This window comes from Micromonospora sp. NPDC002411 (genome assembly GCF_053592955.1).
Window position 1 is genome coordinate 1 of the sequence record NZ_JBSFBM010000149.1, and the last position, 16,208, is coordinate 16,208.

Sequence of the window (16,208 nt, forward strand, 5' to 3'; positions counted from 1 at the left end):
CAGTCCGCGTCGGCGATCTGCCACCCGGCGAAGTTGGAGTTGCCCAGGTAGCGCACCTTGCCGTCGCGCACCAGGTCGTCCAGGGCGGCGAGGGTGTCGGAACCGCTGCCACCGGGACGCCCCGTCGAGGGTGCTGGCCTCGTCCAACGCGACGGGCACGTTCTGCAGGCCGGCCAGGAACATCAGCATGAACGTGCCGGACGTGGTCCAGACGACCAACGTGATGATCGAGATCATCGCCACGCTGGGGCCGGCCAACCAGTCCCACCAGGTCAACCCGAACGGGCCGCCGTCGGTGAGTGCCGCCGGCGGCGAGTCGACGCCGACGACGCCGAACAGCAGGTGCAGCACACCCCGGGAGTCGGCGAACCACTCCGGCCCGTCGATCCCGAAGAAGCCGAGCAGCGCGTTCACCGCGCCGGAGTTGGCGAAGAGGAACAGGAACACCACGCTGATCGCCACCGAACTAGTGACCGAGGGGAAGTAGAAGGCGCTGCGGAAGAAGCTCTTGCCCTTCAGCATCCGGTTGTTGACGACCAGGGCCAGCCCGAGCGCAAGCACTGTCTGCGCCGGCACCACGATCGCCACGTAGTAGATGTTGTTGCGGATGCTCGTCATGAAGTCGCGGCGGGCCAGCCCGTCCTCGGCGAACAGACGTGTGTAGTTGTCCGCGCCGACGAACGGGACGTCGCCGGTGAAGGGACTGCCCTGGCCGTTCCAGTCGGTCAGGCTGACCCAGAGCGCCATCAGGATCGGCAGCAGCAGGAACAGCCCCAGAATGACGATCACCGGTGCGACGAAGAGCCAGCCGGCGACTGTCTCGTTGCTCCGGATGCCGCCTCGGCGTCGGCGGGGCTCCGACCCCGGCGTGGTCGCCACGGCGGTCAGTGTCTCGGTTGCCATCGTTCCTCCCTCCCTTTCTCGGGCCGACGTGCGGCGGGGCCCAGGCGTTCGCCCGGGCCCCGCCGACACCTCAGCTGCCGCCGAGCGCCGCCTTGGCGTTCTTGTCGAAGTTCTGCAGGACGGTCTTCGGGTCGCCATTGGCCAACCCCTGCAGACCGGTGTCGAGGTCCTTGAGGACGCTGTCCATCTTCGGGGCGTTCACCGGGCCCTGGGCGTACGCGGCGCCGTCGATGAACGGCTTGTCGGCCGGGAAGGCGCTGGTGTACTGCTCGCCCGCGGACTGCCGGGACGGCATGACGCCGAACGCCTTCGCGAAGGCCATCTGCTGCTCGCCGCTGGTCATCGCCTCGACGAATTTGATCGCCTGATCCTTGTACTTGCTCTTGGCGGCGACACCCCAGCACTGGGTGAAGGACAGGGTGCCCTGCCCCTTGGGACCGGCCGGCAGCGCCACCACCTTGTACTTCACGTTCGGGAAGTCGTTCTGCAGGGCACCCTTGATCCAGTTGCCCTCAATGGTCATCACGGCCTTGCCCTTGCCGAACGCCTCACCGGACCAGCCGGCGTCGAGCTGCTTCGGGTACTTCGCCAGGCCGGTGGTGAGCATGGTCTTGACGTACTGGAGGGCGGCCAGGTTCTCCGGGGTGTCGGCCGTGGGCTGCTTGCCGTCCTTGCTCGTCAGCCAGCCACCGTTCTGCACCATGAAGGCGCCGATCCGGTCCCGGGTGTCGCCGAGGGCGAGCGGCACCTGCCCCTTCGCCTTGATCTTCTGGGCGACCGTGGTGAACTGGTCCCAGGTCGTCGGCATGTCGGCGTCGGTCAGCCCGGCCTTGGCCCACAGGTCGGTGTTGATCTGCAGGGCCAGCGTGGAGAAGTCCTTGGGCGCGCAGTAGAGCTTGCCGTCGTACGTGAAGGTGGTGCGCAGGCTCTCGTAGAAGTCACCGGAGTTGCTGATCTTGTCGCCGTACGGTTCCAGGGCGCCGACGCTGGCGTAGTCGGCGAACTGGGCCGCGTCCACGTAGAAGACGTCCGGCGGGGTCCCGCCCGCCAGAGCCTGACCGAGCTGCTGGGTGAGGTCCTGCGCCGGCGTGACCGTCGCGGTGCTGCCGGAACCGCTGGCCCACTTCGCCGCGGCCTCCTTCACCGCAGTGGTCTCGGCGTCACCGGACGAGCCGATCAGGATCTGCAGGCTGGCCGGGCCGCTGGACTGGGCGGTGTCGCCGGATGAGTCGTCGAAGCCGCTGCCGCAGGCCGCGGAGCCGAGGAGCGCGACGGCGGCGAGGCCGGCCACCGCCGCCCGGGTGATGATTCGAGGTGCCATGGGTTTCTCCTGGTGGGGGGTGGGACTACGCGGTGTGCCGCAGCGCCAGCGCGGGCTGGAGCAGCACGGGGGCGGGGGTCTGGTGGTCGTCGTCGAGGACCCCGGTGAGCAGGTCCACGCAGCGGGCGGCGGCCTCGCCCAGCGGTTGGCTGACGCTGGTCAGCCCGACCGCTGCGGCGACCGGTGTGTCGTCGAAGCCGATCACCGACACCGGCGGGTCGATGCCGCGGATCGCCTGGAGCGCGCCGAGGGCGAGTGAGTCGCTGGCGCAGACCACTGCGGTCGGTGCCACGGCGTCGAGCAGGTCGCGCATCAGTCGTTCGCCCTCGGCGATGCCGTCCTCGGTCTCCCGGTGCAGTCCGGTCGGGTCGACGTCGGCCGCGCGCAGCGTGTCCTGCCAGCCGGCACGCCGGTCGTCGCCGACGCCGGAGCCGACCGGCCAGCCGAGGAAGGCGATCCGTCGGTGGCCGGCGTCCAGCAGGTGCCGGGTGGCCCGGGCGGTGCCGGCGGCACCGTCCACGTCCACCCAGGGATGCGCGTCGAGCGTGTCCCACGGGCGGCCGAAGGTCACGAACGGCACGTTCCGGTCGGCGAGCCAGGCGGTACGCGGGTCGCCGTGCGTGGTGCCAACCAGCACGAACGCGTCCAGCTCGTACGTGCCGAGCAGATCGTCGTAGGTGGCGATCTCCCGGTCGTGGTCGGTGGCGGTATAGAGAAGCACCCGGTAGCCGGCGGCGTCGGCGGTCTCGGTGAGACCGTGCAGAAAGCGGTCGAGTACCGAGCCGTTGATTCCGTCGCGGGTCGGCTCGATCCGCGCGGCGATCAGTCGGGACCGGCCGGTGCGCATCTGTCGGGCGGCCTGGTTGGCCCGATAGCCGAGCGCGTTGATCGCGTCCTGGACCCGCTGACGGGTCTCCTGCCGCACGATGTGCGGGCTGTTGAGGACGTTGGACACCGTCTGCCGGCTGACTCGGGCGTGCCGGGCCACCGTCGCTATGGTCACCTTTTCGGCCACTTAATCCCTCTCGCCATCTTGAACGATCCAATTTGGATAAGGCAGGATTAGATCGTTCAAGTTTCTGGAATGTTTCGCACTTTGCACGGCCCGGGTCGCGATGTCAAGACGTCCGCCCCGCACCCCGAGGATCTGGAGCCACACCGTGATCGAACGCCAGCTGCAACCCCTCCTGCACGAGTTGGCCGGGGTGGTCCTCGCCCCGACCAGCGCGCTGGGGGACGCGACAGGGCAGATCCGCCCGACCGGCGTCCAGGGCGTCTTCCACGCCGACGCCCGGGTGCTCTCCCGTGCCGAGTTGCGCGTCGACGAGCGGGAACTCGAAGGGCTGACCCGCGGCGACGACGGCCCACACGGCGCACGGTTCGTCGGCCTGGCCCGCTGGCTCGGCGACCCCACGCCCGACCCGACCGTCCGCGTCGAACGTCTCCGCCGGGCCACCCGCAACGGTCTCACCGAGGAGCTGCGGATCGTCTCCACCGCCACTGTCGGCGTACGGGCCACCGTCACCGTCGACCTCGGCTGCGACCTCGCACCCATCGAAGCCGTCAAGTCCGGTGGCACCACCACCGCGTTGGAAGCCAAGACCGGTCAGCCGGGCCTGCTCACCTGGTCGGCAGCCGGAATCACCGTCACCGTCAGCGCACCGGGCGCGGAGGTGCTGGCCACCGCCGAACGCGCCACCGCGCCCCGGCTGGCCTGGCCGGTCGACCTGCCCCCCGGCGGCGAGACCGTGCTCAGCTGGAAGCTGACCGTCGAAGATCCGCGCGCCGTCGTCATCGGCCCGGCCGGCGACCCCGAGTGGTCTCGGCCCGAGGTGACCGCCGACGACCGCCGCCTGGTCCGACTGCTGAACCGCAGCCTGGACGACCTGCGCGGCCTACGGCTGGCCGAGACCGGCGCGCCGACCGACGTGTTCCTCGCCGCCGGGGTGCCCTGGTTCCTCACCCTGTTCGGCCGGGACAGCCTCTGGGCCGCCCGGATGATGCTGCCGCTCGGCACCGACCTCGCCGCCGGCACCCTGCGCGTACTCGCCCGCAGGCAGGGCACCCGGGTCGACCCGGCGACCGGCGAGGCCCCCGGCAAGATCCTGCACGAGCTGCGCCGGCACGAGTTCACGGTGCCCGGCAACGGCCTGCGCCTTCCACCCGCGTACTACGGCACCGTCGACGCCACAATGCTCTGGGTCAACCTGCTGCACGACGCGTGGCGCTGGGGTCTGCCCGCCGAGCAGATCGAGCCGCTGCTGCCGCACCTGGAGGCGGCGCTGGGCTGGCTCGGCGAGCACGCCGACCCGGACGGTGACGGCCTGGTCGAGTACGTCGACACCACCGGGCACGGACTGTCCAACCAGGGCTGGAAGGACTCCGGCGACGCCGTCCGCTTCCACGACGGCACCCTAGCCACCGCGCCGATCGTGCTGGCCGAGGTGCAGGGGTACGCACACGAGGCGGCGATGAACGGCGCCGCCCTGCTGGACGCCTTCGGCCGACCGGGCGCCGACCGCTGGCGCGAACACGCCGCCGGGTTGGTCCGCCGGTTCCGGGACAGTTTCTGGGTCGACGGCCGGTACGGCCCTCAGCCCGCCCTCGCGCTCGACCGGGACAAGCGCCCCGTCGACTCGTTGACCAGCAACATCGGTCACCTGCTCGGCACCGGTCTGCTCGACCGCGACGAAGAGGCCCAGATCGCCAGGCTGCTCACCACCGACACCCTCACCGGGGGATTCGGGCTACGGACCATGGCCACCGACGACGCCGGCTTCAGCCCGCTGTCGTACCACTGCGGTTCGATCTGGACCCACGACACCGCTATCGTGCTCGGCGGTCTGGCTCGCGCCGGGCACCGCACGGCCGCGCTCGGCCTGGCCGAGGGGCTGCTCAGCGCGGCAGAGGCGTTCGACTACCGGCTGCCGGAGCTGTACGGCGGCGACGACCGGTCACTGCTGCACCGCCCGGTGCCGTACCCGGCCTCGTGCCGCCCACAGGCGTGGGCCGCTGCCGGCGCGGTGCTGCTGCTCCAGGCGGCGACCGGCCTCTACCCGGACGTGCCCGGCGGCACGGTCCGGTTGGCTCCTCTGGCCGGGCCCGAACTGGGCGGGTTGCACGTCGACGGACTGCGCGTCGGCGACGCCTCCGTGACCGTCACGGTCGACCACACCGGCGAAGCCACAGTCACCGGCCTCCCCGCCCCGCTGACCCCAACCGTCCCCACCCAACGCCGCCCCACCACCCCAGCCCTCCACTAACCCCTGCCCCGACCCCCTGCCCTCCCGGACCGCGTCGATCATGAAGTTGTCGTCACCTGACGCGGCGTGTCGTGACGATAACTTCATGATCAACGGGCTCAGGGGTGGGCGGGGTGGGGTCGGGGAGTTAGGGGCGGAGTTCGGTGATCAGCTCTTCGTCGTCTACCGCGCCGGTGGGGTGGAAGCCCAGGGATTCGTAGAGGGCTGCTGCTGGGGTGTTGTCGGGGTGGTAGGAGAGACGGACCGGGGGGTTGCCCTCCCGGGTGGCCAGCCAGGGGGCCAGCGTCTGCACCGTCGCCCGACCGACGCCTTGGCCCTGCTCGGCGGCGTCGATCAGCATTCCGCCGATCCAGTGCGAGCCGTCGTCGTCCACACCCCACATGACGTGCCCGACGACGGTCTCGTCGGCGTAGACGGCCAGGGAGTTCCACACCTCGGAACGGGTGCTCAGCAGCAGGTAACGCGCGCCCAGTGCGGCCACGAAACGGCGTTGGTCGTCGCGCGGGGCGACATCGGCCACCGCCCGCCAGTTGTCGTCGTCGACCGGCCGCAGCGTGACCCGCCGCCCGCTCCGGTCAAGGTGTCCCGAATCGATCATCCGGCGGATGCTACCGGCCGGCGCTCCGAAATCGTGGACAGTTTTCCGTCAGCGCGAACGGAAACTGTCCACGATCTGCGCGGGCTCAGTCGAGCAGGGCGTCCAGGCCGACGGTGAGGCCGGGACGGTTGCGCACCGCGCGGACGGCCAGCAGCACACCGGGCATGAACGACACCCGGTCGTACGAGTCGTGCCGGATGGTCAGCGTCTCGCCGGTACCGCCGAACAGCACCTCCTGATGGGCGACGAGCCCGGTGGCGCGGACGGCGTGGACGCGTACCCCGTCGATGTCGGCGCCGCGCGCACCCGGAACCTCGTCCTTGGTGGCGTCCGGCACCGGGCCGAGGCCGGCCTCGGCGCGGGCCCGGGCGATCTGCCGGGCGGTGTGCGTGGCGGTGCCACTCGGGGCGTCCAACTTGCGCGGGTGGTGCTGCTCGATGATCTCGACGGACTCGAAGTGCCGGGCGGCCCGCGCGGCGAACTGCATCATCAGCACCGCGCCGATGCCGAAGTTCGGGGCGATCACCACGCCCACCTCGGGCTTGTCGGCGAGCCAGCCGCGCACCTGCTCCAGCCGCTGCTCGGTGAAGCCGGTGGTGCCGACCACCGCGCTGATGCCCTGGTCAATGCACCACTTCAGGTTGCCCATGACGACGTCCGGCGTGGTGAAGTCGACGACCACCTCGGCGGTGGCGACGGCGGAACGGTCGTCGCCCTGGTCGATCGACGCCACCAGGGTCAGGTCGTCGGCGGCGTCGACCGCCTTGCAGACCTCGACGCCCATCCGGCCACGGGCACCAAACACACCGACCCGCACCAGCCCGGCGGGGGTCTTCTCCTGCTCGTCAGTCACGGGGCACAACCTATCCCAATCGGGACGTGCCCCTCGGGCCGGATACGGTCGGCTCCACCGCCCGGGACGACCAGGCCGAAAGGGCTCCGCGCGCGCCTGGGTCGAAGCCCACGGCGGGACGACCAGGCCGCGCCGCGATCTCAGACTGCGAAGTCGCCCTCGCCGAAGGGGCCCACGACGGCAAGCGACATCGGTCGGCTGAGCAGCTCGGCGGCGAGGACGTTCACGTCCTCCACGGTCACCTCGTCGACCCGACGGAGCAACTCGTCGACCGGCATCAGGTCGCCGTAGAGCAGCTCACCCTTGGCCAGCCGACTCATGCGGGAACCGGTGTCCTCCAGGCCGAGGACGAACGAGCCCTTGCTCATCCCCTTGCCCCGCGCCACCTCGGCCTCGGTCAACCCTTCGGCGGCGACCCGGGCCAGCTCGGCGCGGGTCAGAGCCAGCACCTCGTCCACCTTGCCCGGCGCGCAGCCGGCGTAGACGGCGAACAGGCCGGTGTCGGCGTACTGGCTCGCGTAGGAGTAGACCGAGTACGCCAGGCCGCGCTGTTCGCGGATCTCCTGGAACAGGCGGCTGGACATGCCGCCGCCGAGCACGTTGTTGAGCACCCCGAGAGCGAAGCGCCGCTCGTCGAGGCGGTCGATGCCGGGGCAGCCGAGGATGACGTGCGCCTGCTCGGTCTCCTTCGGCTCCACGACGGTGGTCGCCGGCTTGGTGCGTACCGCTGGCGTCGCCGCGCGGTACGGCGCCGGGGTGGCCGGGTCGCTGTCCAGGGGGGTGCCCCGCACCGCCTGGCGGACCAGCTTGACCACTGTGGCGTGGTCGAGGTTGCCGGCGGCGGCGATGACGATCTGCGGTGCCGTGTAGCGGCCCCGGTAGAAGTTCTGGATCTGCCGCCGGGTCATCGGCGTGACGGTCTCCGCGGTGCCGGAGATCAGCCGGCCCAGCGGGTGGTCGCCGTAGACCGCCTGGACGAAGAGGTCGTGCACCTCGTCACCGGGTTCGTCGTCGTGCATGGCGATCTCTTCGAGGATCACGCCGCGTTCGGTCTCGACGTCGGCCGGTTCCAACAGCGAGTCGGCGACCAGGTCGCACATCACGTCGATCGCCAGCGGCAGGTCCTCGTCCAGCACGCGGGCGTAGTAGCAGGTGTATTCCTTCGTGGTGAAGGCGTTGGTCTCACCGCCCACCGCCTCGATCTGCGAGGAGATCTCCAGGGCGTTGCGCTTGTTGGTGCCCTTGAAGAGCAGGTGTTCGAGGAAGTGCGCGGCGCCGGCCTGCGGGCCGGTCTCGTCGCGGGAGCCGACCGCCACCCAGATGCCGAACGAGACGCTGCGCATCGCGGGGATCGCCTCGGTGAGCACGCGCAGGCCGCTGGGCAGCACGGTACGTCGTACCGTGCCGCCCAGCGGGTCGTCGCTGAGCGTCCGGGTCACCGCGCGGGTGGTGCCGCCGGAGCGGCCCACCCCTGCGGCCCGAGAAGGGGCCACCCCCCGTCGATCCGGCGGAAACGGCGCACTGAAGGCCCGACTCACGTGTTGCTCCCGGTTCGACGAGGGGTGGGTGTCGCAGGTGCTACTGGTCAGCTGTGCCGGGTCCGGCGGCGCGGACGCTCGCCGCCCTCGCCACCCTCGCCGCCGCCGCCCTCGCCGCCACGCTCCGGGCCACGCCCGCCCCGGTCGCCGCCACGCTCACGGTCACCGCGGTCACGCGGAGCCCGGTCGCCACGGTCACGACCAGCGGGGCGGTCGCCACCGGCAGCCTCACCGGCGGCCGGCGCCTCGGCGCCCTCCGGACGGACCTTGTCCAGGTAGATCTTGCCGCGGGCGTCGATGTCCGCGATCTCGACCTCGACCCGGTCGCCGACGTTGAGGAAGTCCTCGACGCGCTCGACCCGCTTGCCGTCGCCCACCTTGGAGATGTGCAGCAGGCCGTCGCGGCCCGGCAGCAGCGAGATGAACGCACCGAACGCGGCGGTCTTGACCACCGTGCCGAGGAACCGCTCGCCCTGCTTCGGCAGCGTCGGGTTGGCGATCCCGTTGATCCGGTCGACGGCCGCCTGGGCCGACGGGCCGTTGGTGGCGCCGACGTAGATCGTGCCGTCGTCCTCGATGGAGATCTCGGCGCCGGTCTCGTCCTGGATCGCGTTGATGGTCTGACCCTTCGGGCCGATCACCATGCCGATCTTGTCCACCGGGATCTTGACGGTGGTGACGCGCGGGGCGTAGTCCGACATCTCGGCCGGAGCCTCGATCGCCGCCTTCATCACACCGAGGATGACCTGCCGGGCCTCGTTCGCCTGCTGCAGCGCGGCAGCCAGCACGTCCGACGGGATGCCGTTGAGCTTGGTGTCGAGCTGGAGCGCGGTGACGAACTCCGGGGTGCCGGCGACCTTGAAGTCCATGTCACCGAACGCGTCCTCGGCACCGAGGATGTCGGTCAGCGTCACGTACTGGGTCTTGCCGTCCACCTCGTCGGAGATGAGGCCCATCGCGATGCCGGCGACCGGCGCCTTCAGCGGGACACCCGCGGAGAGCAGGCCCAGCGTCGACGCGCAGACCGAACCCATCGAGGTGGAGCCGTTGGAACCGAGGGCCTCGGACACCTGGCGGATGGCGTACGGGAACTCCTCGCGCGTCGGCAGCACCGGGATCAGCGCGCGTTCGGCGAGAGCGCCGTGGCCGATCTCGCGACGCTTCGGCGAGCCGACCCGGCCGGTCTCACCGGTCGAGTACGGCGGGAAGTTGTAGTTGTGCATGTAACGCTTGCGGTTCTCGGGGGACAGCGTGTCCACCATCTGCTCCATGCGGAGCATGTTCAGCGTGGTGACGCCCAGGATCTGGGTCTCGCCCCGCTCGAACAGCGCCGAACCGTGCACCCGGGGCAGCACGCCGACCTCGGCGGTCAGCGCCCGAATGTCGCGCGGGCCACGGCCGTCCATGCGGACCTGCTCGCGCAGCACGCGGTTGCGCACCTCGGACTTGGTCAGCGACCGGAAGGCGGCGCTGAGCTCCTTCTCCCGACCCTCGAACCGACCGCCCAGCTCCTCGGCGACCCGGGCCTTGACCCGGTCCAGGGCCTCCTCGCGGTCGGCCTTACCGGCGATGGTGATCGCCTCGGCCACGTCGCCGCGGGCGAACTCGGCGACGGCGTCGTACACGTCGTCCTGGTAGTCCAGGAAGACCGGGAACTCGGTGACCGGCTTGGCGGCGACCTCGGCCAGCTCGCTCTGCGCGCGGCACAGCTCACGGATCGCCGGCTTGGCGGCCTCCAGGCCGCTGGCGACGATCTCCTCGGTCGGGGCGGTGGCGCCGGCCGAGATGAGGGCGACGGCGTTCGGCGTGGCCTCGGCCTCCACCATCATGATGGCGACGTCGCCATCCTCGAGGGTGCGGCCGGCCACGACCATGTCGAAGGTGGCACGGGCCAGCTCCTCCAGGGTCGGGAAGGCGACCCACTGGCCGTCGATGTGGGCGACGCGGGTCGCACCGATCGGGCCGGAGAACGGAAGGCCGGAGAGCTTGGTCGACATCGAGGCGGCGTTGATCGCCACGACGTCGTACGGGTGCTGCGGGTCGAGCGCGAGGACGGTCTCGACGACCTGGACCTCGTTGCGCAGGCCCTTGACGAAGGACGGGCGCAGCGGCCGGTCGATCAGGCGGCAGGTGAGGATCGCGTCCTCGCTGGGCCGGCCCTCACGGCGGAAGAACGAGCCGGGGATACGGCCCGCGGCGTACATCCGCTCCTCGACGTCGACGGTCAGCGGGAAGAAGTCGAACTGCTCCTTCGGGTGCTTACCGGCGGTCGTGGCGGAGAGAACGACCGTCTCGCCCAGCTGGGCGATGACGGAACCGGCGGCCTGGCGAGCCAGCCGGCCGGTGGAGAAGGTGATCTCACGGGTGCCGAAGGACCCGTTGTCGATCACGGCGGTGCGGGATTCGGTGCCGAGTTTGGTCTCGGTCATGTGCTGTCGTGCTCCTTCGCGTCGTGGGCCCACGACATCGGGGAGCTGCTCAGCCGGCCGGTCTTCGATCGAAGCGCCCGGGGTGCCGGCATGTTGCCGGGGTTCCCGGGGGCCACTACCGGAGACCGGTACGCTGACCGGCTCCCTCTCGGGTGGTCGCGCGGCCCATGTTTCTTCTGGTGGGGACGCGGTACGGGGGAGCGACCGGTCGGCCACTCCCCCGTCACGTCACCGGCGCAGGCCGAGCCGCTCGATGAGCGACCGGTAGCGGGCAATGTCCTTCTTCTGGACGTAGTTGAGCAGCCGACGGCGACGGCCGACCAGCAGCAGCAGCCCACGGCGGCTGTGGTGGTCGTGCTTGTGCACCTTCAGGTGCTCGGTCAGCTCGGCGATCCGCTTGGTGAGGACCGCGACCTGAACCTCCGGCGAACCGGTGTCGCCCTCGGCGGTCGCGTACTCCGCGCGGATGCTGGCCTTGGCTTCCTGGTCGAGCGCCATGTTCTCCCTGTTTCGATGGGTTGATCAAGTAGGTTGTCCGTCGTCCCGATGGACCGGGAACGGACCGGTACCTCGCACCCGCGGCGTCGAGCAGGCACGCGAGGCCCCACGCCGGTCACCCGACGTCCCGGCAAGACTACCAGCACTCGCCGGTAACACCCGGCCAAGGGCCGGCGCCGGGCCCGCCGATCAGGCCAGGGCGTGCCGGGTGCGCTCGACGTCCTGATTCATCTGGGCGATCAACGGCTCGATCGAGTCGTACCGGACCTGGCCGCGCAGGTGCGCCACGAAGTCCAGGGCCAGGCGCTCGCCGTACAGGTCGCCGGAGAAGTCCAGCGCGTACGCCTCGACCCGCCGCTCCCGGCCGGAGAAGGTCGGGTTGGTGCCCACGGACACCGCCGCCATCAGTGGCTCACGTTGCCCGCGGCGGATCAGCCGGGCCGCGTACACCCCGTCGGCGGGCACCGCCGCGTACCTGTGGCAGAGCAGGTTGGCGGTGGGGAAGCCCAGCTCCCGACCCCGCTGGTCGCCGCGGACCACCACTCCCTCCAGGCGATGGGGGCGGCCCAGCGCGGCGGCGGCCGCGCCCACGTCACCCGCGTCGACGCAGGAGCGGATGTACGTGGAGGAGAAGACGGTGCCGTCCTCGGCGACCAGGGGGCCACCCTCCACGCCGAAGCCGAAGGTGCGGCCCAACTGCTCCAGCAGCGCCACGTCGCCGGCCGCCCGGTGCCCGAAACGGAAGTTGGCACCGACCACCACCAACGCCGCGTGCAGGTGCTCGACCAGGACGTCGTGCACGAACTGTTCGGCCGGCAGCCGGGAGAACTCCGGAGTGAACGGCACCACGCAGAGCACGTCCACGCCGAGTGCCTCGATCAACTCGGCCTTGCGGGCCGGTTCGGTGAGCACCGCCGGGTGCGAGCCGGGCCGGACCACCTCGGCCGGATGCGGGTCGAAGGTCACCACCACCGACTGCACGCCCAACTCCCGGGCTCGGGCCACGGCGTGCCCGATGGTCGCCTGGTGCCCCTTGTGCACGCCGTCGAAGACGCCGATGGTGACGACCGAACGCCCCCACCCGCCGGCGGTGGAACGGGCCACACCGAAGTCCACCAGGACGACGGTGCCGTCCTCCTGCACCAGCAGGTTGCTGGGCTTGACGTCCCGGTGCACGATGCCACCGCGGTGCGCGGCGTTGAGCGCGGCGGCCGCCTGGGCCACGATCGACATCGTCTCGGCCACGTCGAGCCGGCCAGCCGTCTCGATCCGCTTGGACAGCGGCTCGCCGGCGACGAACTCCATCACGAGGTAGTCTGCTCGGCCGCCGTCGTCGGGCAGGTCGTCGGCGCCGCAGTCGAAGACCTGCACGATGCCCGGGTGACGCAGCGCCGCCATGATCCGGGCCTCGGCCCGGAACCGGGCGATGAAATCCGGGTCGGAGACCAGTGCGGGCAGCAGAACCTTGACCGCGACCTGCCGGCCGAGGATCAGGTCGGAGGCACGCCAGACGTCGCCCATACCGCCAGTGGCGACACGTTCGTCCAAGCGGTAGCGACCGCTGAGCACGACCTCCGATGACAACACCGCATTACCGTACCTAGAGTGGCGCTGTACGGCGCACCGCAGCCTGTCGTCCGCGCGGGTGACACGCCTCGTGGCGTCCGCCCTGACCTGTGTGGACGCCACGTTCCTGTGACGCGGTGACGACGTGCGGTGACCAAAGCTGACATCCCTGCGCGCGCGGACGCCCGACGGGCCGCCAAAAGCCGGGACCGAGCATGGATCACTGCCCCGGGTCACGGATTGTTACGCCGACGCGCCGTTCGGCAGGGTTGATAATTGTCACTCTTCCGTGACGCGGTGCCGGCTTGTCGCGTCGCCGGTCCCCTCCTAGCGTTAGCCCGGCTCGGGTCCCCGGCGACTTCGGCGCGCGCCGCCGACCACCGTGGCGGTGGCCCGGACATCCGGCCCGGTCCACCCGGGTCGCGGGCGCGATCAGAGCGGCGGGGGGCGGTACGGGTGCGGGAACTGGTCGGTTCGGCGTCTCGTTCCCCGTGGTCTGCCTCGGTGAGGCAGCAGAGGTCGGCACGTCCCGGGCAGTCCACGGGTCGCGGATGACCGGCGACCTGTCGGAGGCGGTCAGCGCGGCACAGGGTGGGGACGAGGACGCGTTCCGTTTCCTCTACCGCACCCTCCAGCCGGGACTCCTGCGGTACCTCACCGCCCTCGTCGGCGCGGACGCCGAGGACGTCGCCTCGGAGTCCTGGCTGCAGATATCCCGCGACCTGCCGACGTTCACCGGTGGCGAGTTCCGCGCGTGGGTCGTCACCATCGCCCGTAACCGGGCGATGGACCACCTGCGCCGGCTGCGCCGCCGCCCGGCCCTCCCCGTCCCGGTGCAGGCGCTCGTCCACCTGGCCAGCGACGCGGACACCGCGGAGGGGGCCAGCGAGACGATCGGCACCGAGACCGCCCTTGCGCTGATCGCCACCCTCCCTCCCCGTGAGGCCGAAGCGGTGCTGCTGAGGGCCGTGGTCGGGCTCGACGCGGGATCCGCCGGCCGGGTGCTGGGCCGTCGGGCCGGTGCCGTCCGGACCGCCGCCCACCGAGGCCTGCGACGGCTCGCAGCCCTGCTGGAGCGGGCGGATTCGGGTGAACTGCCGGTCGGGGTCGACGGGGTGCCGCCACCCCGGACGGGCAGCAGCCCCGCCTTTCGGGCGTCGCGCACCGAGCCGGCGGACGGCTGACATGAGGGGATTTCCGATGAACCCGTTCCGGCGGGCCGACCACGCCGACACCGAACGGCTGCTCGACTCCGCCCAGCCCGAGGGGGGCACCCGGCCTCGATCGGCCGCTACCCCGGTGGACACCGACGTGCCGTCCCCCCCGGTCCCGGGGTCCACCCCGGCCGAGCCGGTTGCCCGGTTGCTCGCTGCGGCCGCCGGCCCGGTCCGACCCGGGGAACTGGCCGGAGAGGAGGCCGCGCTGGCCGCGTTCCGGGCCGCCCGGGCCGAACCGTCGCCGTCGGTGCCCCACCGGGCGCGCCGTCGACGGCTGACCACCGGCGCGGCGGCCTGGATCGGCGCGGTCGCGGTCACCGCCACGGCCGGCGCCGCCTTCGCCGCGGTCCGACAGGACTGGATACCGGTACCTGTCGCACCGGAACCGCACCGAGCGTCGCCGACGCCGGATTCGCCCCGGTCCGGAGACAACACCCGGTCGCCGGCGTCGACGCCGGCGCGCGACACCGCGTCGCCCCGCCCACCGTCGCCCGGCACGCCGTCAGCGGCAGTGCCACCGGCCCACAGCCCGGCCGCCGGCCCGTTGCACGGCCAGTGCCGTTCGTGGCTGGCCAAGAAGCCCGACCAGCGGGAGAAGGCATTGCGGACGCCGGGCTTCGAGCGGCTGGTGACCGCCGCCGGTGGTGCCGAGCGGGTCGAGGAGTACTGCCACCGGGTGGTGCCGGAAGCGAAGCCCTCCGCACCGGCGAAGACCCCAGCGCCGCGCCCCCCGTCAGAGCGCCGCACCCCGCAGTGAGCGGTGGCCGCCCGGGTGGTTAGTTCCGCCCGGCATGGGAAATTCGTCTGTCGGACAGAGGTTGGTGGCTCCGTGCACGCCCTCCGAGGGTGTCGGTGGGTGGGTTTACCGTGACACGGTGTCGCTGAGCCGGCACCTGGAGAGGGGGCCCCGACCGTTGGTGACGTCACCCGAGCTGGAGCGCAGCGCCATCCTGCGTGAGTCAGCAGCCGCAGGCCGACACCTTGCCCGGATCTGCTTCAAGACCGGTCCACCGACCCACACCGGTGTCGAACTGGAATGGACCGTGCACGACGCCGCCGATCCCGTCCGTCCCGTCGACCCGGGGCGGCTGAGGGCGGCGCTGGGGCGGCACAGCCCCGCCACGTTGGATCCCACCAGCCCGGCCGAGCCGCTGCGAGACGGCGGCGTGGTGACCCTGGAGCCGGGCGGCCAGTTGGAGATCTCCACCCCGCCCCGACCCTCGACCGCCGCGTTGATCCAGGCCACCGAGGCTGACATTGCCCAGGTCACCGACCTGCTGGCTGCCGCCGGTCTGGTCCTTGGCCGCAGCGGCATCGACCCACACCGGCGGCCTCATCCGGTGGTGGAAACTCCCCGTTACCGCGCGATGCGCGCCGCCTTCGACCGGCGTGGTCCGGCCGGCCGCGTCATGATGTACAGCACCGCCGGCCTGCAGGTCTGTCTCGACGCCGGCGAGCCGGAGCAGGTTGCCGACCGGTGGGCCGCAGCCCACGCCGTGGGCCCGCCGCTGCTCGCGGCGTTCGCCTCCGCCACCCGGCACGCAGGGCGTCGCACCGGTTGGGCCAGTGCCCGGATGGCCGCCTGGCTGGCCATCGACCCGGCCCGCACCCGACCGGTCTGGACGCCCGGCGACGCCGCTGAGAATCCGAGGGACACCTGGATCCGGTACGTGCTGGCCGCGCCGTTGCTCTGCCGGCGTCGGCACGGCTCGGACTGGACCGTCCCGCCCGGTGTGACCTTCGCCGACTGGCTCGACGGCGCTCTGCCGCAGCCGCCCACCACCGATGACCTCGACTACCACGTCAGCACGCTCTTCCCGCCGGTGCGGCCGCGCGGATACCTGGAGCTGCGCTACCTGGACGCCCAGCCCGAGCGGGACTGGCGACTCCCGCTGACGGTGCTGAGTGCCCTCTTCCACGACCCGGGCGCCCATCCGAAGTAGACACCACCCAGGCAAGGAGATGCATGTCTTCGTTCCACTCCGTCCGCCGCGTACTCCGTAGGGCTGCGGTGCCCGCAGT

General features: G+C 71.5%; 11 protein-coding genes and 4 pseudogenes. 4 read left to right on the forward strand and 11 right to left on the reverse strand.

Annotated features, from left to right (window positions below):
• The 4 genes and pseudogenes from ACWCO3_RS18750 to ACWCO3_RS18765 all read right to left on the reverse strand — a co-directional run.
• A pseudogene (locus ACWCO3_RS18750) lies at positions 1 to 98 on the reverse strand (aldo/keto reductase); the annotation flags it as partial.
• 55 nt (positions 99 to 153) lie between these two features.
• Positions 154 to 1,041: pseudogene (locus ACWCO3_RS18755) on the reverse strand (carbohydrate ABC transporter permease); the annotation flags it as partial.
• Positions 974 to 2,224: a sugar ABC transporter substrate-binding protein gene (locus ACWCO3_RS18760; RefSeq protein ID WP_450011147.1), complete on the reverse strand. Its 1,251-nt coding sequence runs from the start codon at positions 2,222 to 2,224 to the stop codon at positions 974 to 976. The pseudogene ACWCO3_RS18755 and the gene ACWCO3_RS18760, both read right to left, overlap by 68 nt.
• Positions 2,225 to 2,249: 25 nt before the next feature.
• Positions 2,250 to 3,227, reverse strand: coding sequence for a LacI family DNA-binding transcriptional regulator (locus ACWCO3_RS18765; RefSeq protein ID WP_450011149.1), 978 nt, complete (start codon positions 3,225 to 3,227; stop codon positions 2,250 to 2,252).
• Between the two features lie 157 nt (positions 3,228 to 3,384).
• Between ACWCO3_RS18765 and ACWCO3_RS18770 the strand changes: the two genes are divergently transcribed.
• Positions 3,385 to 5,487 carry an amylo-alpha-1,6-glucosidase gene (locus tag ACWCO3_RS18770; RefSeq protein WP_450011151.1) on the forward strand — a complete coding sequence of 701 codons (2,103 nt, stop codon included), beginning with the start codon at positions 3,385 to 3,387 and terminating at the stop codon, positions 5,485 to 5,487.
• Between the two features lie 127 nt (positions 5,488 to 5,614).
• Here ACWCO3_RS18770 and ACWCO3_RS18775 read toward each other — a convergent pair whose 3' ends face one another.
• The 7 genes and pseudogenes from ACWCO3_RS18775 to ACWCO3_RS18805 form a co-directional block, all read right to left on the reverse strand.
• A complete protein-coding gene (locus ACWCO3_RS18775) occupies positions 5,615 to 6,085 on the reverse strand; it encodes a GNAT family N-acetyltransferase (protein WP_145784998.1) in 471 nt (156 codons plus the stop codon).
• Between the two features lie 85 nt (positions 6,086 to 6,170).
• Positions 6,171 to 6,938, reverse strand: coding sequence for a 4-hydroxy-tetrahydrodipicolinate reductase (gene dapB, locus ACWCO3_RS18780; protein WP_358048879.1), 768 nt, complete (start codon positions 6,936 to 6,938; stop codon positions 6,171 to 6,173).
• A 140-nt stretch (positions 6,939 to 7,078) separates the two neighbouring features.
• The gene (locus ACWCO3_RS18785) at positions 7,079 to 8,476 is read right to left on the reverse strand and encodes a M16 family metallopeptidase (protein WP_358048881.1); all 1,398 of its coding nucleotides are present in this window, start codon (positions 8,474 to 8,476) and stop codon (positions 7,079 to 7,081) included.
• A 47-nt stretch (positions 8,477 to 8,523) separates the two neighbouring features.
• Positions 8,524 to 10,905: a polyribonucleotide nucleotidyltransferase gene (locus ACWCO3_RS18790; protein ID WP_357833824.1), complete on the reverse strand. Its 2,382-nt coding sequence runs from the start codon at positions 10,903 to 10,905 to the stop codon at positions 8,524 to 8,526.
• Positions 10,906 to 11,133: 228 nt separating this feature from the next.
• Positions 11,134 to 11,403, reverse strand: a complete 270-nt coding sequence (gene rpsO, locus ACWCO3_RS18795) for a 30S ribosomal protein S15 (RefSeq protein WP_030337594.1) — start codon at positions 11,401 to 11,403, stop codon at positions 11,134 to 11,136.
• 189 nt (positions 11,404 to 11,592) lie between these two features.
• The gene (locus ACWCO3_RS18800) at positions 11,593 to 12,522 is read right to left on the reverse strand and encodes a bifunctional riboflavin kinase/FAD synthetase (protein ID WP_450011156.1); all 930 of its coding nucleotides are present in this window, start codon (positions 12,520 to 12,522) and stop codon (positions 11,593 to 11,595) included.
• Positions 12,502 to 13,206, reverse strand: a pseudogene (locus ACWCO3_RS18805) (serine/threonine-protein kinase); the annotation flags it as partial. The pseudogene ACWCO3_RS18805 and the gene ACWCO3_RS18800, both read right to left, overlap by 21 nt.
• 314 nt (positions 13,207 to 13,520) lie before the next feature.
• On the opposite strand from ACWCO3_RS18805, the gene ACWCO3_RS18810 reads away from it, so the two are divergent.
• From ACWCO3_RS18810 to ACWCO3_RS18820, 3 genes and pseudogenes are all read left to right on the forward strand, one after another.
• Complete coding sequence (locus tag ACWCO3_RS18810; protein WP_145781652.1) at positions 13,521 to 14,153, forward strand: RNA polymerase sigma factor; 633 nt, start codon at positions 13,521 to 13,523, stop codon at positions 14,151 to 14,153.
• Positions 14,154 to 14,169: 16 nt separating this feature from the next.
• Positions 14,170 to 14,943, forward strand: coding sequence for a hypothetical protein (locus ACWCO3_RS18815; protein WP_450011155.1), 774 nt, complete (start codon positions 14,170 to 14,172; stop codon positions 14,941 to 14,943).
• A gap of 157 nt (positions 14,944 to 15,100) precedes the next feature.
• Positions 15,101 to 16,111, forward strand: a pseudogene (locus tag ACWCO3_RS18820) (glutamate-cysteine ligase family protein); the annotation flags it as partial.
• Positions 16,112 to 16,208 lie beyond the last annotated feature (97 nt).